Origin of the sequence: Providencia rustigianii, assembly GCF_900637755.1 — a bacterium.
Lineage (GTDB): Bacteria > Pseudomonadota > Gammaproteobacteria > Enterobacterales > Enterobacteriaceae > Providencia > Providencia rustigianii.
Genome location: NZ_LR134396.1, coordinates 2,986,350 through 3,004,211, shown reverse-complemented (window position 1 = coordinate 3,004,211; position 17,862 = coordinate 2,986,350). Strand labels below are relative to the sequence as shown.

Sequence of the window (17,862 nt, the reverse complement as noted above, 5' to 3'; positions counted from 1 at the left end):
AGGAATATTATGAGTCTGGACTTTCTTGATTTTGAACAGCCGATTGCTGAATTAGAGGCGAAAATCGATTCCCTAACTGCACTCAGCCGTCAAGAGAATAATATCGAAGTCAACCTAGATGAAGAGGTTGCTCGTTTACGTGAAAAAAGTGTCGAACTGACACGTAAAATTTTCTCTGATCTGGGCGCTTGGCAAATCGCTAAGCTCGCTCGTCACCCACGTCGCCCATACTCTTTGGATTATATCCCTCGTATATTCACGGATTTCCAAGAGTTAGCCGGTGATCGCGCCTACGCGGATGATAAAGCAATTATTGGTGGGATCGCGCGTTTAGATGGTCGTCCAGTTATGGTTATTGGTCACCAAAAAGGTCGCGAAACTAAAGAGAAAATTCGTCGTAATTTTGGTATGCCAGCACCTGAAGGTTACCGTAAGGCATTGCGCCTGATGGAATTAGCTGAGCGTTTTAACTTACCGATTATCACCTTTATTGATACTCCAGGGGCTTACCCTGGTGTCGGTGCGGAAGAACGTGGACAATCGGAAGCTATCGCACGTAACCTGCGTGAAATGTCACGTTTATCAGTACCTGTTATTTGTACGGTCATTGGTGAAGGCGGTTCCGGTGGTGCATTAGCTATCGGCGTTGGCGATAAAGTGAATATGCTGCAATACAGTACGTATTCTGTTATTTCTCCAGAAGGTTGTGCATCAATTCTATGGAAAAGTGCAGATAAAGCGCCATTAGCCGCTGATGCTATGGGGATCACTGCGGGTCGTTTGAAAGAGTTAAAATTAATCGATAACGTTATTCCTGAACCTCTTGGTGGTGCTCACCGTAATTACGATGCAATTGCAGAGTCTCTAAAGGCACAAATTGTTCAAGACCTTGAAGAATTAGATACTTTAGACACTGAAGCATTGAAAAATCGTCGCTATCAACGTTTGATGGGCTACGGTTACTGCTGATTAATCATCTATTGAATAAACAACGGGAGTTTGGTTTACCAACTCCCGTTTTTTATTATATTTTTTCGACCTACTTGCTAGTAGGAAGTAAAATTAATAGTAATTCATTTGTATAAGGGTAAGTCATGGCTAAATCTTCACAGATCATCCTAGAGCAGATTTTAAGCAAGATAGGGGATCATCGAAAAATTTTAGTTGGATTTAGTGGCGGTATTGATTCAACCGTGTTGTTACATGCCCTTTATCAGCTAAAACAAAGCCACTTTCCTTCATTACAAGTTCGCGCTATACATGTTCACCATGGCTTGAATATGCGCGCAGATAAATGGGAAATGCATTGTGCAGAACTTTGTGAACAATGGAATATCCCTTTTGTTTGTCACCATGTTACGGTTGATGCGTCTAACAACGGAGTTGAGGCTGCGGCAAGAGATGCACGCTATCAAGCTTATCGTGACGAATTACTTCAAAATGAAATTATTGTTACTGCTCAGCATCTAGATGATCAAGCTGAAACATTTTTATTAGCATTGAAGCGGGGAAGTGGTCCTGCAGGATTATCAGCCATGCGGGAGTCACAACCATTTGATGCGACTCGCGGGAATACTTATTTATTGCGACCACTATTAGACATTTCTCGCCAAGAGTTAGAACGTTATATGCAAGAATATGCGCTATCTTGGGTTGAGGATGACAGTAATCAAGATGACCGCTATGACCGTAATTTTTTACGGTTACATATTATGTCAAGATTATCTGAACGTTGGCCGCATTTTGCTAATGCCGTTTCTCGTAGCGCTTCATTGTGTGCTGAGCAGGAATCACTGCTGGACGAACTGCTTCAAGATTCACTGGATGAGATAGTGGATTATCGTGGCGGACTTTTTATCGATGGGCTGGTTGAATGTTCCATCGCTAAACGTAATGCCTTGCTACGCCGATGGATTAAACTGCATCAGTTACCGATGCCCCCGTTTAATCAATTAGAGCGTATATGGCAGGAAGTGGCTCTAGCTCGGCAAGATGCAGAACCTATTTGTCGTTTGGGTGATAGAGAAATTCGCCGTTATCAAGGTGCGCTTTGGGTGGTTCGACGTATAAATAGTGTCATGGGAATGACCTATGACTGGGAGTATCCAGCACCATTGGCATTGCCTGAATCCCTTGGCTATCTCATTGTAATGAATGGACAAGGACAAATTAGGCCTCCTCGACGTGATGAGAAAGTCACAGTACGTTTTGGTTTGCAAGGTTCACATAACATTGTTGGCAGAACTCATTCTCGAAGTAGTAAAAAACTTTGGCAAGAACTTGGTGTTGCCCCATGGATGCGTGAGCGTACACCATTAATCTACTATAACGATGTACTAATTAGCGCTGTAGGCTGTTTTATTACTTTAGATGGTTTGATTAATGATCAAGATGAGGGCATTGCAATTGATTGGCAACATTCTGAATTTTGGTCAAATAGGGATGAGTACATTTAGTTTTATTTGATTATTAAATGAGAAACCCCTTATGACTGTGACTATCATAAGGGGCATAGAAGAAACTCAGTACGAGTATTAATGAGATTGGTCGACAACGATTGTGCCGATTTCAGGATGACTGAAGGAGTTAATATAATCCAGCCTAAGCTCCTTGGTTCCTTCCTGAGTGATCAGGACAAGGTACTCAATTTTTTTCGTAGGAGCAAATCACTGGCTTGCCCTTCAATATTCTCGCCGTCATTTAACTGAACTTGCAGTTTTAATTGACGTTGGCATGCGATTTCTAGATATTCGTAATCATCACAATTGATTGGTTGATATTCATTATCTGTAGACATATTCCCTCACCACTGAGTTAGTGGCGGTTATTGCCGCCTTGAACATGTTGTACTAAGCATCAATGTACTAAGCCTCAATATACTAAGCAAAAAGAACTGAGTAAAAAAGTGCTTAACTCGATAATAGCATAGTAATTTAATAACTATAATCAGAGGTGCAGGAAAAAGAAAATTCTTATTCACCAATCTAATGTGCTTGGTATCTTATTTGAGCAATTTAAATTTTTTAGGCACCCCATTTTTTATTATTTGAGATGATATGATGTATTTTGGGTTTGAACAGTCATACATGAATGATCTTAAGGGAATTACAATGAAAAAAGTTTTTTTATTAGCGTTTATTGCCGCGGGTTCAATTGCTTTATCCGGCTGCCAAAGTGGTGTCAGTGAAGTTGAGTCAGCCTCAGTCGATAATGTTTATAGTGGTTTGATCCCTTGTGCCGATTGTTCGGGTATTGAAGCAACTCTATTAGTTAATCCAGATGGTAGCTATGTTGAACAGTTGCTCTATTTAGAAACCAAAAATGGCAATCAAATATTTCATGAAACAGGAAATTGGTCGGCAAATGGAAATATGCTGACGTTGACTAATGCTCAGGCTGAGCGTTCTTATTTTGCTAAAGCGGCTGATAATAACTCGGTAACTCTACTTGATATTAATGGTGAGCGAATTGAAAGCGCCATGAATTATACGTTAGGGAAAGTGACACCGAGCAAAAAAATTGGTGAATACCGTTATATGGCGGATGCAGCTATTTTTACTGAGTGTGAAACTGGGCGCAAATATGCGACTTCAGGTATTGAGCTAGAGAGAGCATATGGTGAAACGGGGGTTGACGGCGGTACCCCAGTTTATGTCGAAGTTGATGGTTATTATACAATTCGCCCATCAATGGAAGATGGACAGTTTGATTCTGCGCTTGTCCCTACAGGTAAAATCAAGTTTGACCCTTCGGCGTCTTGCAAATAATCTTAATTCATTAATATATTGGTGAATAAAAAAGGCTCAGAACCAGTGAATACTGAATTCTGAGCCTTTTGTTATAGAGACAATTTTGGTAATTATTTACGCAAATTTGTCGCTAATTTTTCTTTTAAGAAGCTAACAACATTATCTAAACCAACCAGTGCTTTATCATCACTACGACGTGATTTATATTCTACTTGGTTGGTATCTAAGTTACGGTCACCAATAACAATAGTGTATGGAACGCCAATTAATTCCATATCGGCAAACATCACACCCGGACGCTCTTTACGGTCATCAAAAATCACGTCAATACCTTGAGCTTTCAGGTCGGCATAGAGTTTTTCTGCAACTTCTTTCACGCGATAAGATTTGTGCATATTCATTGGTAGAATCGCAACTTGGAAAGGTGCGATAGCATCTGACCATATGATACCGCGGTCATCATGGCTTTGCTCGATAGCTGCTGCAACGATACGAGTAACACCGATACCATAGCAACCCATCGTGACGATTTGGTTATGACCTTCCTCGTTTTGCACTGAAGCTTTCATCGCTTCTGAGTACTTAGTACCTAACTGGAAGATATGACCGACTTCAATACCACGCTTAATTAATAGTGTGCCTTTGCCATCCGGACTTGGATCGCCAACCACAACATTACGCAGGTCGTAAGCTTCTGGTAATGGTAAGTCTCGTTCCCAGTTAATACCAAAGTAATGTTTACCATCAATATTTGCACCGGCACCAAAGTCACTCATTACCGCGACACTGCGGTCGATAACAATTGGCAATGGCATATTGACTGGACCTAAAGAACCCGGGCCGGCATTGATAGCTTGGCGAATTTCTTCTTCAGTTGCGAACTGTAATGGGCTAGCGACTAACGGATGTTTTTCAGCTTTGATCTCGTTCAGTTCATGGTCGCCACGAATTAATAGGGCAACTAAAGTATGACCAGAATCTTTCTTCGCGTGAACAATCAGCGTTTTGACGGTTTTTTCGATCGGTAAATTAAATTGTTCGACCAATTCAGCAATGGTTTTTGCATTTGGTGTATCAACCAAGTGCATCTCTTCGCTAGGAGCAGCACGCTGGACGTTTGGTGCAACGGCTTCAGCAAACTCGATATTTGCGGCGAAATCAGATTCGGTAGAGAAAACGACATCATCTTCACCGCTTTGCGCTAAGACTTGGAATTCATGGGATGCATTTCCACCAATTGAGCCCGTATCAGCGAGTACTGCACGGAAATCAAAGCCGATACGCGTGAAAATTTTGCTGTAGGCTTCATACATTGCATCATAAGTTTCTTGCAATGACTCTTGGCTGGTATGGAAAGAGTAGGCATCTTTCATGATAAATTCGCGTGAACGCATCACACCAAAACGTGGACGTACTTCATCACGGAATTTTGTTTGAATTTGGAATAAATTCAAAGGTAATTGTTTATATGAAGTGATTTCGTTACGCACTAAATCAGTGATAACTTCTTCATGGGTTGGACCCAGAACAAATGGACGCTCTCCACGATCAACAAAGCGTAGCAACTCAGGACCGTATTGTTCCCAACGCCCACTTTCTTGCCATAAATCAGCGGGCTGAACTACGGGTAAAGATACCTCGATAGCACCTGCATTTTCCATTTCTTCGCGAACAATGTTTTCTACTTTACGTAGTACACGTACGCCAGTGGGTAGCCAGTCATACAGACCAGAAGCAAGTTTACGGATCATTCCTGCACGCAGCATCAGCTGATGGCTGATAACTTCTGCATCCGCAGGGGTCTCTTTTAGAGTTGAGAGCAGATATTTGCTAGTACGCATTGTATAGGTTCCATTAGAACAACAAATTATGGTAAGTCAGTGCTCACCCAATAATTTAAAGCTGCTAAGCAGCGGAATAAAGAGCTAGTCTACCAGTGACAAGGATTTGTCAAAAGAGGTTAAAGCGTTTTTTCGTTACGTTCGATCGCGAATACTTCAGTGACATTATCAATGACTCGCCAACGAACATTAAAATCTAATAAATGAACTGCATAATCACGGGCTTCATTTGATTGTTTTTTATAGGCAGGGCGGGGATCTTGCATCAGTACTTGTTCAATAAATATTGCAAGTCCAGGATAGTTAGCCTGATATTTAATTAATTCTTCTTGCACTAAAGGGCTGAAAATAACCTGCATATTATCGGATGGTGCATCTTGAGCATATCCCGCTTTTGCTGTGGTAATGGCTTCGGCAAAAGGAAGGTAGGGCTTGATATCGATCACGGGAGTACCGTCGACTAAGTCAAGGCTACCAAGTTCAAGTATGACTTGGTTATTCTCAGTTGAAACACCCTTCAGCTCAACTAATGACATTCCGATAGGATTAGGTCGGAAAGTTGAACGCGTTGCAAATACGCCCATTTTATCATTTCCACCTAAGCGTGGTGGGCGAACTAACGGTTTCCATCCTCCATTCATAGTTTGATGGAAAACGAATAAAACCCAAATATGGCTAAACTGAGTTAGTCCACGAACCCCATTAGGGTCATTAAATGGCGAATGTAAATGTAAACGTCCAAAGCCGCCCTGGACTAATCCAGGTTGGCGAGGGATGGCAAACTTTTCTTTATAGGGAGATTCGATATGCCCGATAACATTAAATTGAAAAGATTGCATAAATATATTATTCGACAATTTTAAGTGCGCTGCCTTCACATACGGTTGCTTGGTAGCAGCCTGGAGCAGTCGACGTTTGGCATTGATGTAATAGTACTGCATCGGCAGCAATATAAGCGGCTTGGGTCAACATGCTATTCTTTGCAGAATCAAGATTAGCTGGGGGACTCTTAGCATTTTTTCTACAGTCTTCACCGGAGACAACGCCTAAATCTTTGAATGGCATACCCAGTAATTCCTCAGGGCTATTCATTAATTTAATTTTTTCTGCGCTGACATCTTCTTCTTTAGTCGCTTTTGGTACGGGTTTCGATATCTTCATACTCGAAAACCCCTTATTCATACTTGGACTGGTGTATTGGTTAATTCCACACCCAGCTAGCATAAATGCCGCTAGGGTGAGTAAAAACAATCTCATAAATTCGACCTTTTTATTATCTGTGGTAGCGCATTCATTATTTATTTTATCGGTATTCATAATACAAAAATACTAGGCAGCATTAAGCCGCCTAGTATTTTATACGCTTTCTTTTTAAGAGGAAAGATTACCAGCCTTTAACTGCACCACCATCGAAAACTTCGTTAGCTTTTTCTGCAACTTCATTAGATTGATATGCTTGGATAAACTTCTTCACATTCTCGCTATCTTTATTGTCTTCACGGGTGACAATAATATTCACGTATGGAGAATCTTTATCTTCAACAAACAGACCATCTTTTGCTGGAGTCAGTTTTGGTGTTGCACTGCTAGCCCAAGTGGTATTGATGATCGCTAAAGCAATTTTTTGGTCATCAAGAGCTCGAGGTAATTGCGGTGCTTCTAGCTCAACAAATTTTAAGCCTTTAGGATTTTCAATAACATCCAAAACAGTTGGCATTAAACCTGTGCCATCTTTTAACTTAATCAAACCTTGTTGTTGCAGTAACAGTAATGAACGACCTAAGTTCGTTGGGTCATTAGGCAGAGCAACCTGTGAGCCATCAGCAAGTTCATCAATAGATTTAATTTGCTTAGAATAGCCTGCAATCGGGTAAATAAATGTATTACCAACTGGGACTAATTTATAGTTACGATCTTTGATTTGCTGATCTAAATAAGGCTTATGTTGGAATGCGTTAGCATCAATATCACCTTTGCTTAATGCTTCGTTTGGTAAAACGAAATCATTAAAGGAGACTAGCTCAACATTCAGACCATATTTTTCTTTAGCAACTTTTTGTGCAACTTCAGCAACTTCAAACTCTTTGCCCATAATCACACCGACTTTAATACTATTTGGATCTTTTTGCTTTTCACCACAGCCAGCGAGGAATAACGTTCCTAACAGCGCGCCAACTACTGCAAATGATTTTAACTTAATAGACATAATTTACCCCTTTAGACACTTTTTTATAGCACCTTAACTACTTACTAGAGTTTCTTTGGCGCTGCTATTGTTACTGACTATCTCTATTTCGGACTATTTATGTGACACTTTCTTCATTAAATACTCACCAGTAAACTGAATGATGAATACTAAAACAATTAATAGGACAAGTACGGTATTCATGACTACTGGGTTATAAGTATAGTAACCGTATTGCATTGCAATTTGGCCTAACCCACCGGAACCGACAGCACCACCCATTGCGGAATAACCGACTAACATAATCAATGTAATGGTTGCTGCATTAATGAGTCCAGGAAGAGACTCTGGTAGTAATACTTTGCTAATAATCTGTAGTGGCGTTGCACCCATAGCTCGGGATGCTTCAATTAAGCCACTCGGTACTTCTAATAGTGCGTTTTCAACCATACGAGCAATAAATGGAATTGCACCGACAGTTAATGGAACGATGGCACCTTCAATACCGATCGCCGAGCCGACGATAAATTTGGTAAACGGGCTGATCCACACTAACAAAATAATAAACGGTATTGAACGAAATACGTTTACAACTGCGGAAATAACGCTATACAGAGCGGTATTTTCCATAACTTGTCCACGGCGAGTTACATAAAGTAGAACGCCTGTAGGGATACCTAAAATAAAACCTAAAATTGCAGAAACGAATGTCATGATAATGGTATCAATCGTTCCTGAAATAAGTAGTGAAATCATTCCCTCAGACATAACCCAAAACCTCTACTTTGACATGGTGTTCTTTTAAAAAGGTAATTGTGGATTCAACACCACCATCGATACCGTGTAATTCTGCTAGCATCACACCAAACTTAACACCACCGGCATAATCAATTTGCGAACTTAAAATATTAATGTCGATATCAAATTTACGAACAGCCATGGAAATTAATGGCGCATCCACTGACTGCCCTGTGAACTCCAGCTTTAATAAAGGTGATAAATCTTTACCTGGTTCACTTTGCAAACGTTCACTGTAATCATCGGGAATATCAATAATCAACGTGGATTTAATAAATTCTTGAGCGACTGGCGTTTTAGGATGAGAGAAAACTTCACTCACTTTATCCTGTTCAATTAACTGACCACCACTAATGACTGCCACTTGGTCGCAAATACGCTTAACGACATCCATTTCGTGAGTGATCAATAAAATGGTCAAACCTAAACGGCGATTAATATCTTTCAGCAATTCTAGGATAGAGCGTGTTGTTGCTGGGTCTAACGCACTGGTTGCTTCATCACACAATAATACTTTTGGAGAGTTAGCTAGCGCACGAGCAATGGCGACACGCTGTTTTTGCCCACCGGATAGATTTGCAGGATAAGCATCTTTCTTATCAGTCAAACCTACCAATTCGAGTAATTCATTAACACGCTGCTTGATTGTTTCTCTTGGCGTACTATCCAACTCAAGAGGTAGCGCGACATTGTCAAAGACGGTGCGTGACGATAATAAGTTAAAATGCTGGAAAATCATGCCAATACCACGACGAGCTTTCGTCAAAGCTTTTTCTGGTAGAGAAGTTAAATCTTGACCATCAACAATGACTTGCCCTGATGTTGGTCGCTCTAGCATGTTAACGCAACGAATTAGCGTGCTTTTACCTGCGCCAGATGCACCAATAACACCATATATTTGACCAGAAGGAACATGCAGACTGATATCAGTCAATGCCTGTATCTGACGATTTCCTTGCTGGAAGACTTTATTTATATTTGAGAGCTTTATCATTCTATCTTCTATTCTCTGACGAATTATTTTCTAGATACTGTATCTAATATGCTTGGATGTTAAGGCGTCTAGACGTCTAAGTCAATAAAGTTTGTTCTATTTATTCTATTCTCATTTCATTTCTTTTCGTGAGATACTAAAAACCATTTTAGTTTGAGGAGCAAAGCGGTGAGTAAAGGCATTCCAGCAATCTTTCTTGATAGAGATGGCACAATTAATATCGATCATGGTTATGTACATCAAATCGATGATTTTCAATTTATTGATGGCGCTATTGAAGCCATGATTGAATTAAAAAAAATGGGGTACGCGTTAGTTGTTGTTACTAACCAGTCAGGAATTGGACGCGGTATTTATACGGAAGAGCAGTTTGAGCATCTCACTGAATGGATGGATTGGTCACTGGCAGATCGTGGTATTGATTTAGATGGCATCTATTTTTGTCCGCATCACCCAGAGGCTACGATTGAAGAATACAAGCAAGAATGCAATTGTCGTAAACCAAAACCTGGCATGCTATTAGATGCACAAGAGCATTTAGACATCGATATGGCTTCTTCTATTATGGTTGGCGATAAACTTGCAGACATGCTGGCGGGTAAAGCGGCTCAAGTGGGTACTAACATCTTGGTTAAAAGTGGTGAAGCAGTCACGGAAGAAGCAATGGCAAGTGCTGATATCGTTATAAATAGCATCGCAGAACTGCCAGAAACCCTAAAAAGATTCAAAAAATAGCCGTTTTGGATGATAAATCGGCGGTTGATAAAAAATATCAAAAAAAGGGTTGCCAGATTTTTCTGACTCCCTATAATGCGCATCCACTGACCGGGAACAAGCCAACGCAAAGCGCGATGGACACTGAACCGGCAGCGAGAGAATCTGAAAAGATTAAGCAAAAAAATGCTTGACTCTCACTGAGGAAAGCGTAATATACGCCACCTCGCGACAACGACCTAAGTTGATAAAAACTGAGTCGATTTCCAAAAGAAATGTCGCACCGCTCTTTAACAATTTATCAGACAATCTGTGTGGGCACTCACAAGACACTATCAAAAAATATTTGATTTTAAAGTCTTGAAGAGTGACTAACACGTTAATTCATATATATGAACTAATAGGTAATATGTTTTCTTCGGAAAGCATACGACAGTAAACATTCTTTGAGCATCAGACACTTTTAATTGAAGAGTTTGATCATGGCTCAGATTGAACGCTGGCGGCAGGCCTAACACATGCAAGTCGAGCGGTAACAGGGGAAGCTTGCTTCTCGCTGACGAGCGGCGGACGGGTGAGTAATGTATGGGGATCTGCCCGATAGAGGGGGATAACTACTGGAAACGGTAGCTAATACCGCATAATCTCTCAGGAGCAAAGCAGGGGAACTTCGGTCCTTGCGCTATCGGATGAACCCATATGGGATTAGCTAGTTGGTGGGGTAATGGCTCACCAAGGCGACGATCCCTAGCTGGTCTGAGAGGATGATCAGCCACACTGGGACTGAGACACGGCCCAGACTCCTACGGGAGGCAGCAGTGGGGAATATTGCACAATGGGCGCAAGCCTGATGCAGCCATGCCGCGTGTATGAAGAAGGCCTTAGGGTTGTAAAGTACTTTCAGTTGGGAGGAAGGCGTTGATGCTAATATCGTCAACGATTGACGTTACCAACAGAAGAAGCACCGGCTAACTCCGTGCCAGCAGCCGCGGTAATACGGAGGGTGCAAGCGTTAATCGGAATTACTGGGCGTAAAGCGCACGCAGGCGGTTGATTAAGTTAGATGTGAAATCCCCGGGCTTAACCTGGGAATGGCATCTAAGACTGGTCAGCTAGAGTCTTGTAGAGGGGGGTAGAATTCCATGTGTAGCGGTGAAATGCGTAGAGATGTGGAGGAATACCGGTGGCGAAGGCGGCCCCCTGGACAAAGACTGACGCTCAGGTGCGAAAGCGTGGGGAGCAAACAGGATTAGATACCCTGGTAGTCCACGCTGTAAACGATGTCGATTTGGAGGTTGTTCCCTTGAGGAGTGGCTTCCGGAGCTAACGCGTTAAATCGACCGCCTGGGGAGTACGGCCGCAAGGTTAAAACTCAAATGAATTGACGGGGGCCCGCACAAGCGGTGGAGCATGTGGTTTAATTCGATGCAACGCGAAGAACCTTACCTACTCTTGACATCCAGAGAATTTAGCAGAGATGCTTTAGTGCCTTCGGGAACTCTGAGACAGGTGCTGCATGGCTGTCGTCAGCTCGTGTTGTGAAATGTTGGGTTAAGTCCCGCAACGAGCGCAACCCTTATCCTTTGTTGCCAGCACGTAATGGTGGGAACTCAAAGGAGACTGCCGGTGATAAACCGGAGGAAGGTGGGGATGACGTCAAGTCATCATGGCCCTTACGAGTAGGGCTACACACGTGCTACAATGGCGTATACAAAGAGAAGCGACCTCGCGAGAGCAAGCGGAACTCATAAAGTACGTCGTAGTCCGGATTGGAGTCTGCAACTCGACTCCATGAAGTCGGAATCGCTAGTAATCGTAGATCAGAATGCTACGGTGAATACGTTCCCGGGCCTTGTACACACCGCCCGTCACACCATGGGAGTGGGTTGCAAAAGAAGTAGGTAGCTTAACCTTCGGGAGGGCGCTTACCACTTTGTGATTCATGACTGGGGTGAAGTCGTAACAAGGTAACCGTAGGGGAACCTGCGGTTGGATCACCTCCTTACCATTGAAGTGTTTTTGTGAAGTGCTCACACAGATTGTCTGATGAAATAGAGTAACGGTATCGATAGGCTTGTAGCTCAGGTGGTTAGAGCGCACCCCTGATAAGGGTGAGGTCGGTGGTTCAAGTCCACTCAGGCCTACCAAATCGAATAAATACTGCGTTATAGATTAACTCGTTTACTCATGTAAACGTCGTCAATCTATGCCTGGTCTTGATTCGATTAACTCTGAATTTCTTGCGAAAAGAAAAATCGATACTGGAATTACCTTTATGGGGCTATAGCTCAGCTGGGAGAGCGCCTGCCTTGCACGCAGGAGGTCAGCGGTTCGATCCCGCTTAGCTCCACCATAAATTTTTCTGATTATTCAGAATAGATTAGTCAAATAGTCTATTGCGAATAATTATGCTCTTTAACAATCTGGAACAAGCTGAAAATTGAAAACAACGCACATTGTTTTGCTTAAACAATGTGAGAGTCTCTCAAAAAATCTCAACTTGAAGATGTTCTCTGAACATTCGAGTCGACGAGCGACATGAGTTCAAGGCAGACAGCGCACAGCAAGCGCAGCGTACTTAAGGTACGTGAGCATTGCGAGCACTGACTAACGCCGAAATCATGAAGCACAGTCACTCGTTGTAAGAAGACACCTTCGGGTTGTGAGGTTAAGCGACTAAGCGTACACGGTGGATGCCTAGGCAATCAGAGGCGATGAAGGACGTGCTAATCTGCGAAAAGCGTCGGTAAGGTGATATGAACCGTTATAACCGACGATATCCGAATGGGGAAACCCAGTGCAATCCGTTGCACTATCGTTTGATGAATACATAGTCAAACGAAGCGAACCGAGGGAACTGAAACATCTCAGTACCTCGAGGAAAAGAAATCAACCGAGATTCCCCTAGTAGCGGCGAGCGAACGGGGAACAGCCCAGAGTCTTAATCAGCATTAGCATCAGGAGAACGGTCTGGAAAGGCCGGCAGTATAGGGTGATAGCCCCGTATCCGAAGGTGTTAGTGTTGTGAACTCGACGAGTAGGGCGGGACACGTGTTATCCTGTCTGAATATGGGGGGACCATCCTCCAAGGCTAAATACTCCTGATTGACCGATAGTGAACCAGTACCGTGAGGGAAAGGCGAAAAGAACCCCGGCGAGGGGAGTGAAATAGAACCTGAAACCGTGTACGTACAAGCAGTGGGAGCCTTGATTTATCAGGGTGACTGCGTACCTTTTGTATAATGGGTCAGCGACTTATATTCTGTAGCAAGGTTAACCGTATAGGGGAGCCGTAGGGAAACCGAGTCTTAACTGGGCGAATAAGTTGCAGGGTATAGACCCGAAACCCGGTGATCTAGCCATGGGCAGGTTGAAGGTTGGGTAACACTAACTGGAGGACCGAACCGACTAATGTTGAAAAATTAGCGGATGACTTGTGGCTGGGGGTGAAAGGCCAATCAAACCGGGAGATAGCTGGTTCTCCCCGAAAGCTATTTAGGTAGCGCCTCGTGAACTCATCTTCGGGGGTAGAGCACTGTTTCGACTAGGGGGTCATCCCGACTTACCAACTCGATGCAAACTACGAATACCGAAGAATGTTATCACGGGAGACACACGGCGGGTGCTAACGTTCGTCGTGAAGAGGGAAACAACCCAGACCGCCAGCTAAGGTCCCAAAGTCATGGTTAAGTGGGAAACGAAGTGGGAAGGCTCAGACAGCCAGGATGTTGGCTTAGAAGCAGCCATCATTTAAAGAAAGCGTAATAGCTCACTGGTCGAGTCGGCCTGCGCGGAAGATGTAACGGGGCTAAACCATGCACCGAAGCTGCGGCAGCGATATGTAAATATTGTTGGGTAGGGGAGCGTTCTGTAAGCCTGCGAAGGTGTGCTGTGAGGCATGCTGGAGGTATCAGAAGTGCGAATGCTGACATAAGTAACGATAATGCGGGTGAAAAACCCGCACGCCGGAAGACCAAGGGTTCCTGTCCAACGTTAATCGGGGCAGGGTGAGTCGACCCCTAAGGCGAGGCAGAAATGCGTAGTCGATGGGCAACGGGTTAATATTCCCGTACTGGTGATAATTGCGATGGGGGGACGGAGAAGGCTAGGCTGGCCGGGCGACGGTTGTCCCGGTTTAAGGATGTAGGTGGGTGAATTAGGCAAATCCGGTTCACTATACACTGAGGTCTGATGACGAGTCACTACGGTGGCGAAGTAGCTCATGCCCCGCTTCCAGGAAAAGCCTCTAAGCTCTAGATTATCATTAATCGTACCCCAAACCGACACAGGTGGTCAGGTAGAGAATACTCAGGCGCTTGAGAGAACTCGGGTGAAGGAACTAGGCAAAATGGTGCCGTAACTTCGGGAGAAGGCACGCTGGCATTAGGTGAAGTCCCTTGCGGATGGAGCTGAAGCCAGTCGAAGATACCAGCTGGCTGCAACTGTTTATTAAAAACACAGCACTGTGCAAACACGAAAGTGGACGTATACGGTGTGACGCCTGCCCGGTGCTGGAAGGTTAATTGATGGGGTTATCCGTAAGGAGAAGCTCTTGATCGAAGCCCCAGTAAACGGCGGCCGTAACTATAACGGTCCTAAGGTAGCGAAATTCCTTGTCGGGTAAGTTCCGACCTGCACGAATGGCGTAATGATGGCCAGGCTGTCTCCACCCGAGACTCAGTGAAATTGAACTCGCTGTGAAGATGCAGTGTACCCGCGGCAAGACGGAAAGACCCCGTGAACCTTTACTATAGCTTGACACTGAACATTGAGCCTTGATGTGTAGGATAGGTGGGAGGCTTTGAAGTGTGGACGCCAGTCTGCATGGAGCCAACCTTGAAATACCACCCTTTAATGTTTGATGTTCTAACGTGGCCCCATTATCTGGGGTGCGGACAGTGTCTGGTGGGTAGTTTGACTGGGGCGGTCTCCTCCCAAAGAGTAACGGAGGAGCACGAAGGTTGGCTAAGCATGGTCGGACATCATGCGGTTAGTGCAAAGGCATAAGCCAGCTTGACTGCGAGAGTGACAGCTCGAGCAGGTACGAAAGTAGGTCTTAGTGATCCGGTGGTTCTGAATGGAAGGGCCATCGCTCAACGGATAAAAGGTACTCCGGGGATAACAGGCTGATACCGCCCAAGAGTTCATATCGACGGCGGTGTTTGGCACCTCGATGTCGGCTCATCACATCCTGGGGCTGAAGTAGGTCCCAAGGGTACGGCTGTTCGCCGTTTAAAGTGGTACGCGAGCTGGGTTTAGAACGTCGTGAGACAGTTCGGTCCCTATCTGCCGTGGGCGTTGGAAGATTGAAAGGGGCTGCTCCTAGTACGAGAGGACCGGAGTGGACGCACCACTGGTGTTCGGGTTGTCATGCCAATGGCATTGCCCGGTAGCTAAGTGCGGAAGAGATAACCGCTGAAAGCATCTAAGCGGGAAACTTGCCTTGAGATGAGTCTTCCCTGACTCTTTAAGGGTCCTAAAGGAACGTTTAAGACTAAGACGTTGATAGGTTGGGTGTGTAAGCGTAGCGATACGTTGAGCTAACCAATACTAATGAACCGTGAGGCTTAACCTGACAACACCGAAGGTGTTTTAGGGATTTGAGAGATGAAGTTGATTTTCAATAGCGAGTGAGAAGCCGAAAGGTGAGGGACACAGCAGCTTGTTCAGGATTGATGTTCTGGTTTAAGGATAAAAGACTTAAACGGGAATAAACAGAATTTGTCTGGCGGCAATAGCGCGGTGGTCCCACCTGACCCCATGCCGAACTCAGAAGTGAAACGCCGTAGCGCCGATGGTAGTGTGGGGTCTCCCCATGTGAGAGTAGGGAACTGCCAGACATTAAATTAGCCGAGAAGCCACCCATTGGGTGGCTTTTTTGCGTTGGGTGCTTGGTGAAAATTGAAACATAGATTTGTATAAATACAGGTTATTATTAATAAGTCACTCTACTTCCTAAAATTACTCTCGCTATGTTTGATATACTACTCTTGAATTAATTAAACCAATGCTAGAATACAATTGTACTTAGCAACTATGTAGGGATCCGGTACGTGGCAAAAAGAACTTATTCCGTTCGATACATTGCAGGTGAGCCGGCAAAGCGTATCCAGCCTATGCCGATACATATGCTAGGGGATTCACTTCCTATCGGTTTACCCCTGTTCCCTGCGGGCGAAACATTGGATGTTGTGACATGGAATATCTATAAACAGCAGCGACCTAATTGGAAAGCGACCTTAGCCGAATTAGTGCAGGGTAAAAAGCTGTTATTGCTGCAAGAAGCACAAATGTCTCCTGAATTAATTTCCTTTGCAGCATCCCACCAATTGATTGCAGACCAAGTCCCTGCTTTACCTTTTTCGCCACATCCTTCAGGTGTGATGACACTGGCTACTTCCCATCCTATCTATTGCTGTCCATTGAGAGAAAAAGAGCCGCTATTACGTTTAGCTAAATCGGCCCTGATCACGGTTTATCCATTGCCTAATGGACGTCACTTAATGGTGGCAAACGTACATGCAATTAATTTCAGTTTTGGTGTTGATGTATATACTAAGCAGCTAAATAAATTAGGTTCCCATATTAGTAAGCATGTTGGACCTGTGATTTTAGCTGGCGATTTTAATGCATGGAGTCGGCAGCGAGTTAACGCATTGAAGCGTTTTATACGCGCGGTCGGTTTAAAAGAAGTATCTTATGATGTTGATTTAAGAACAAAAGCGTTTGGACGACCACTTGATTTTATGTTTTATCGAGGCTTAAAAATAAAAAATAGTCATGTATTACAGACAGATGCTTCCGATCATAATCCAATAATTACTCAATTCTCTCTGACTAAATAAAAATTTTTAAGACAATATCACCTTATTTATCTCCGCAATTATTGTAGATTTCATCATCAACATATATGGAGATAGCCCTCTTGAAACAATTACTTCCAGTTCTATTCTTATTATTTACTCCCTATAGTATGGGAGTAAATAATCTCACATTAGCAAAACATGCAGAGCAACTTCCTCGTTTAGTGGCTTATGACGCTTCTTATCAACGGATAGATTACCCTAATGGGGATGTACCTAGCCATTATGGTGTATGTTCAGATGTGGTTATTCGTAGCTACCGCAAAGTTGGTATCGATCTCCAAAAATTGCTCCACGAAGATATCAAACAGAATTTCAGTCAGTATCCTAGCCAGAAAATGTGGGGATTACGTAAGCCTGATACAAATATTGATCACCGAAGAGTTCCTAACCTTGAAACTTTTTTCTCTCGAAAGGGGATAGTTAAGCCAATAACTAAAAATAGTGCTGATTATCTTCCTGGAGATATTGTTTCATGGCGTTTAGATAATGGTCGCCCTCATATTGGAATTGTGACCTCGATCAAATCCTCAGATAGTCAATCCTACTTAGTCATGCATAATATTGGTTATGGGCAGGTCCCTGAAGATGTTTTATTTAAATGGAAGATTGTGGGTCATTATTCCTATTAATATATGTTTTTCAATAAATTAGTTAAGGTTTTTCTATAATATAAATAAATGAAATATTACTAAAATGAATTAATAACGTACATTTT

General features: G+C 43.3%; 12 protein-coding genes, 2 tRNA genes, 3 rRNA genes and 1 pseudogene. 11 read left to right on the top strand and 7 right to left on the bottom strand.

Translation table 11 applies throughout. From position 1 onward, the window contains the following. The first annotated feature begins 9 nt into the window (after positions 1-9). The gene (gene accA / locus EL244_RS13785; RefSeq protein ID WP_006814031.1) at positions 10-969 is read left to right on the top strand and encodes an acetyl-CoA carboxylase carboxyl transferase subunit alpha; all 960 of its coding nucleotides are present in this window, start codon (positions 10-12) and stop codon (positions 967-969) included. 125 nt (positions 970-1,094) lie between these two features. Continuing rightward, complete coding sequence (gene tilS / locus EL244_RS13780; RefSeq protein ID WP_126461627.1) at positions 1,095-2,456, top strand: tRNA lysidine(34) synthetase TilS; 1,362 nt, start codon at positions 1,095-1,097, stop codon at positions 2,454-2,456. 78 nt (positions 2,457-2,534) lie between these two features. Here the strand turns inward: tilS and rof are convergent. Then, positions 2,535-2,797, bottom strand: a pseudogene (rof, locus tag EL244_RS13775) (Rho-binding antiterminator). 313 nt (positions 2,798-3,110) lie between these two features. Between rof and EL244_RS13770 the strand changes: the two are divergent. After that, complete coding sequence (locus EL244_RS13770) at positions 3,111-3,767, top strand: copper resistance protein NlpE N-terminal domain-containing protein (protein ID WP_112837310.1); 657 nt, start codon at positions 3,111-3,113, stop codon at positions 3,765-3,767. A 92-nt stretch (positions 3,768-3,859) separates the two neighbouring features. On the opposite strand, the gene proS is transcribed toward EL244_RS13770, so the two are convergent. The 6 genes from proS to metN form a co-directional block, all read right to left on the bottom strand. Beyond that, positions 3,860-5,590 (bottom strand): proline--tRNA ligase, encoded by a 1,731-nt coding sequence (proS, locus tag EL244_RS13765; protein WP_126461624.1) that lies wholly within the window; start codon positions 5,588-5,590, stop codon positions 3,860-3,862. Between the two features lie 119 nt (positions 5,591-5,709). Next, entirely contained in the window at positions 5,710-6,429 is a 720-nt protein-coding gene (gene tsaA, locus EL244_RS13760) for a tRNA (N6-threonylcarbamoyladenosine(37)-N6)-methyltransferase TrmO (RefSeq protein ID WP_126461621.1), read from the bottom strand. Positions 6,430-6,436: 7 nt separating this feature from the next. Next, positions 6,437-6,751, bottom strand: coding sequence for an Rcs stress response system protein RcsF (rcsF, locus tag EL244_RS13755; protein ID WP_223844719.1), 315 nt, complete (start codon positions 6,749-6,751; stop codon positions 6,437-6,439). A gap of 223 nt (positions 6,752-6,974) precedes the next feature. Further along, positions 6,975-7,796 (bottom strand): MetQ/NlpA family lipoprotein, encoded by an 822-nt coding sequence (locus EL244_RS13750; protein ID WP_039854690.1) that lies wholly within the window; start codon positions 7,794-7,796, stop codon positions 6,975-6,977. 93 nt (positions 7,797-7,889) lie between these two features. Then, positions 7,890-8,543, bottom strand: coding sequence for a methionine ABC transporter permease MetI (metI, locus tag EL244_RS13745; RefSeq protein ID WP_006814024.1), 654 nt, complete (start codon positions 8,541-8,543; stop codon positions 7,890-7,892). Further along, positions 8,536-9,567 carry a methionine ABC transporter ATP-binding protein MetN gene (gene metN / locus EL244_RS13740; RefSeq protein WP_039854688.1) on the bottom strand — a complete coding sequence of 344 codons (1,032 nt, stop codon included), beginning with the start codon at positions 9,565-9,567 and terminating at the stop codon, positions 8,536-8,538. Before metN ends, metI begins: the two co-directional genes overlap by 8 nt. A gap of 168 nt (positions 9,568-9,735) precedes the next feature. Between metN and gmhB the strand changes: the two genes are divergently transcribed. The 8 genes from gmhB (at position 9,736) to EL244_RS13700 (ending at position 17,776) form a co-directional block, all read left to right on the top strand. Beyond that, positions 9,736-10,302: a D-glycero-beta-D-manno-heptose 1,7-bisphosphate 7-phosphatase gene (gene gmhB, locus EL244_RS13735; RefSeq protein ID WP_006814023.1), complete on the top strand. Its 567-nt coding sequence runs from the start codon at positions 9,736-9,738 to the stop codon at positions 10,300-10,302. 443 nt (positions 10,303-10,745) lie between these two features. Continuing rightward, a 16S ribosomal RNA gene (locus tag EL244_RS13730) occupies positions 10,746-12,286 on the top strand. A gap of 65 nt (positions 12,287-12,351) precedes the next feature. Beyond that, positions 12,352-12,428: transfer RNA gene (locus EL244_RS13725), tRNA-Ile, on the top strand. Positions 12,429-12,558: 130 nt separating this feature from the next. Next, positions 12,559-12,634 (top strand) — tRNA-Ala (locus tag EL244_RS13720). A 313-nt stretch (positions 12,635-12,947) separates the two neighbouring features. Next, positions 12,948-15,856 (top strand): 23S ribosomal RNA (locus tag EL244_RS13715). A 149-nt stretch (positions 15,857-16,005) separates the two neighbouring features. After that, positions 16,006-16,121: ribosomal RNA gene (gene rrf, locus EL244_RS13710) — 5S ribosomal RNA — on the top strand. Together the 16S, 23S and 5S rRNA genes with 2 tRNA genes alongside form the textbook arrangement of a ribosomal RNA operon. A 213-nt stretch (positions 16,122-16,334) precedes the next feature. Beyond that, the gene (locus tag EL244_RS13705) at positions 16,335-17,126 is read left to right on the top strand and encodes an endonuclease/exonuclease/phosphatase family protein (protein WP_172597527.1); all 792 of its coding nucleotides are present in this window, start codon (positions 16,335-16,337) and stop codon (positions 17,124-17,126) included. A 65-nt stretch (positions 17,127-17,191) separates the two neighbouring features. Then, entirely contained in the window at positions 17,192-17,776 is a 585-nt protein-coding gene (locus EL244_RS13700) for a DUF1287 domain-containing protein (RefSeq protein WP_006815249.1), read from the top strand. The last annotated feature ends 86 nt before the right edge of the window (positions 17,777-17,862 follow it).

Bases quoted from the DNA above. Each gene is read 5' to 3' on its own strand.
- metI (WP_006814024.1), bottom strand. From the start codon at position 8,543: ATGTCTGAGGGAATGATTTCACTACTTATTTCAGGAACGATTGATACC.
- accA (WP_006814031.1), top strand. From the start codon at position 10: ATGAGTCTGGACTTTCTTGATTTTGAACAGCCGATTGCTGAATTAGAG.
- tilS (WP_126461627.1), top strand. From the start codon at position 1,095: ATGGCTAAATCTTCACAGATCATCCTAGAGCAGATTTTAAGCAAGATA.
- metN (WP_039854688.1), bottom strand. From the start codon at position 9,567: ATGATAAAGCTCTCAAATATAAATAAAGTCTTCCAGCAAGGAAATCGT.
- EL244_RS13750 (WP_039854690.1), bottom strand. From the start codon at position 7,796: ATGTCTATTAAGTTAAAATCATTTGCAGTAGTTGGCGCGCTGTTAGGA.
- EL244_RS13700 (WP_006815249.1), top strand. From the start codon at position 17,192: ATGGAGATAGCCCTCTTGAAACAATTACTTCCAGTTCTATTCTTATTA.
- rcsF (WP_223844719.1), bottom strand. From the start codon at position 6,751: ATGAAGATATCGAAACCCGTACCAAAAGCGACTAAAGAAGAAGATGTC.
- EL244_RS13770 (WP_112837310.1), top strand. From the start codon at position 3,111: ATGAAAAAAGTTTTTTTATTAGCGTTTATTGCCGCGGGTTCAATTGCT.
- tsaA (WP_126461621.1), bottom strand. From the start codon at position 6,429: ATGCAATCTTTTCAATTTAATGTTATCGGGCATATCGAATCTCCCTAT.
- proS (WP_126461624.1), bottom strand. From the start codon at position 5,590: ATGCGTACTAGCAAATATCTGCTCTCAACTCTAAAAGAGACCCCTGCG.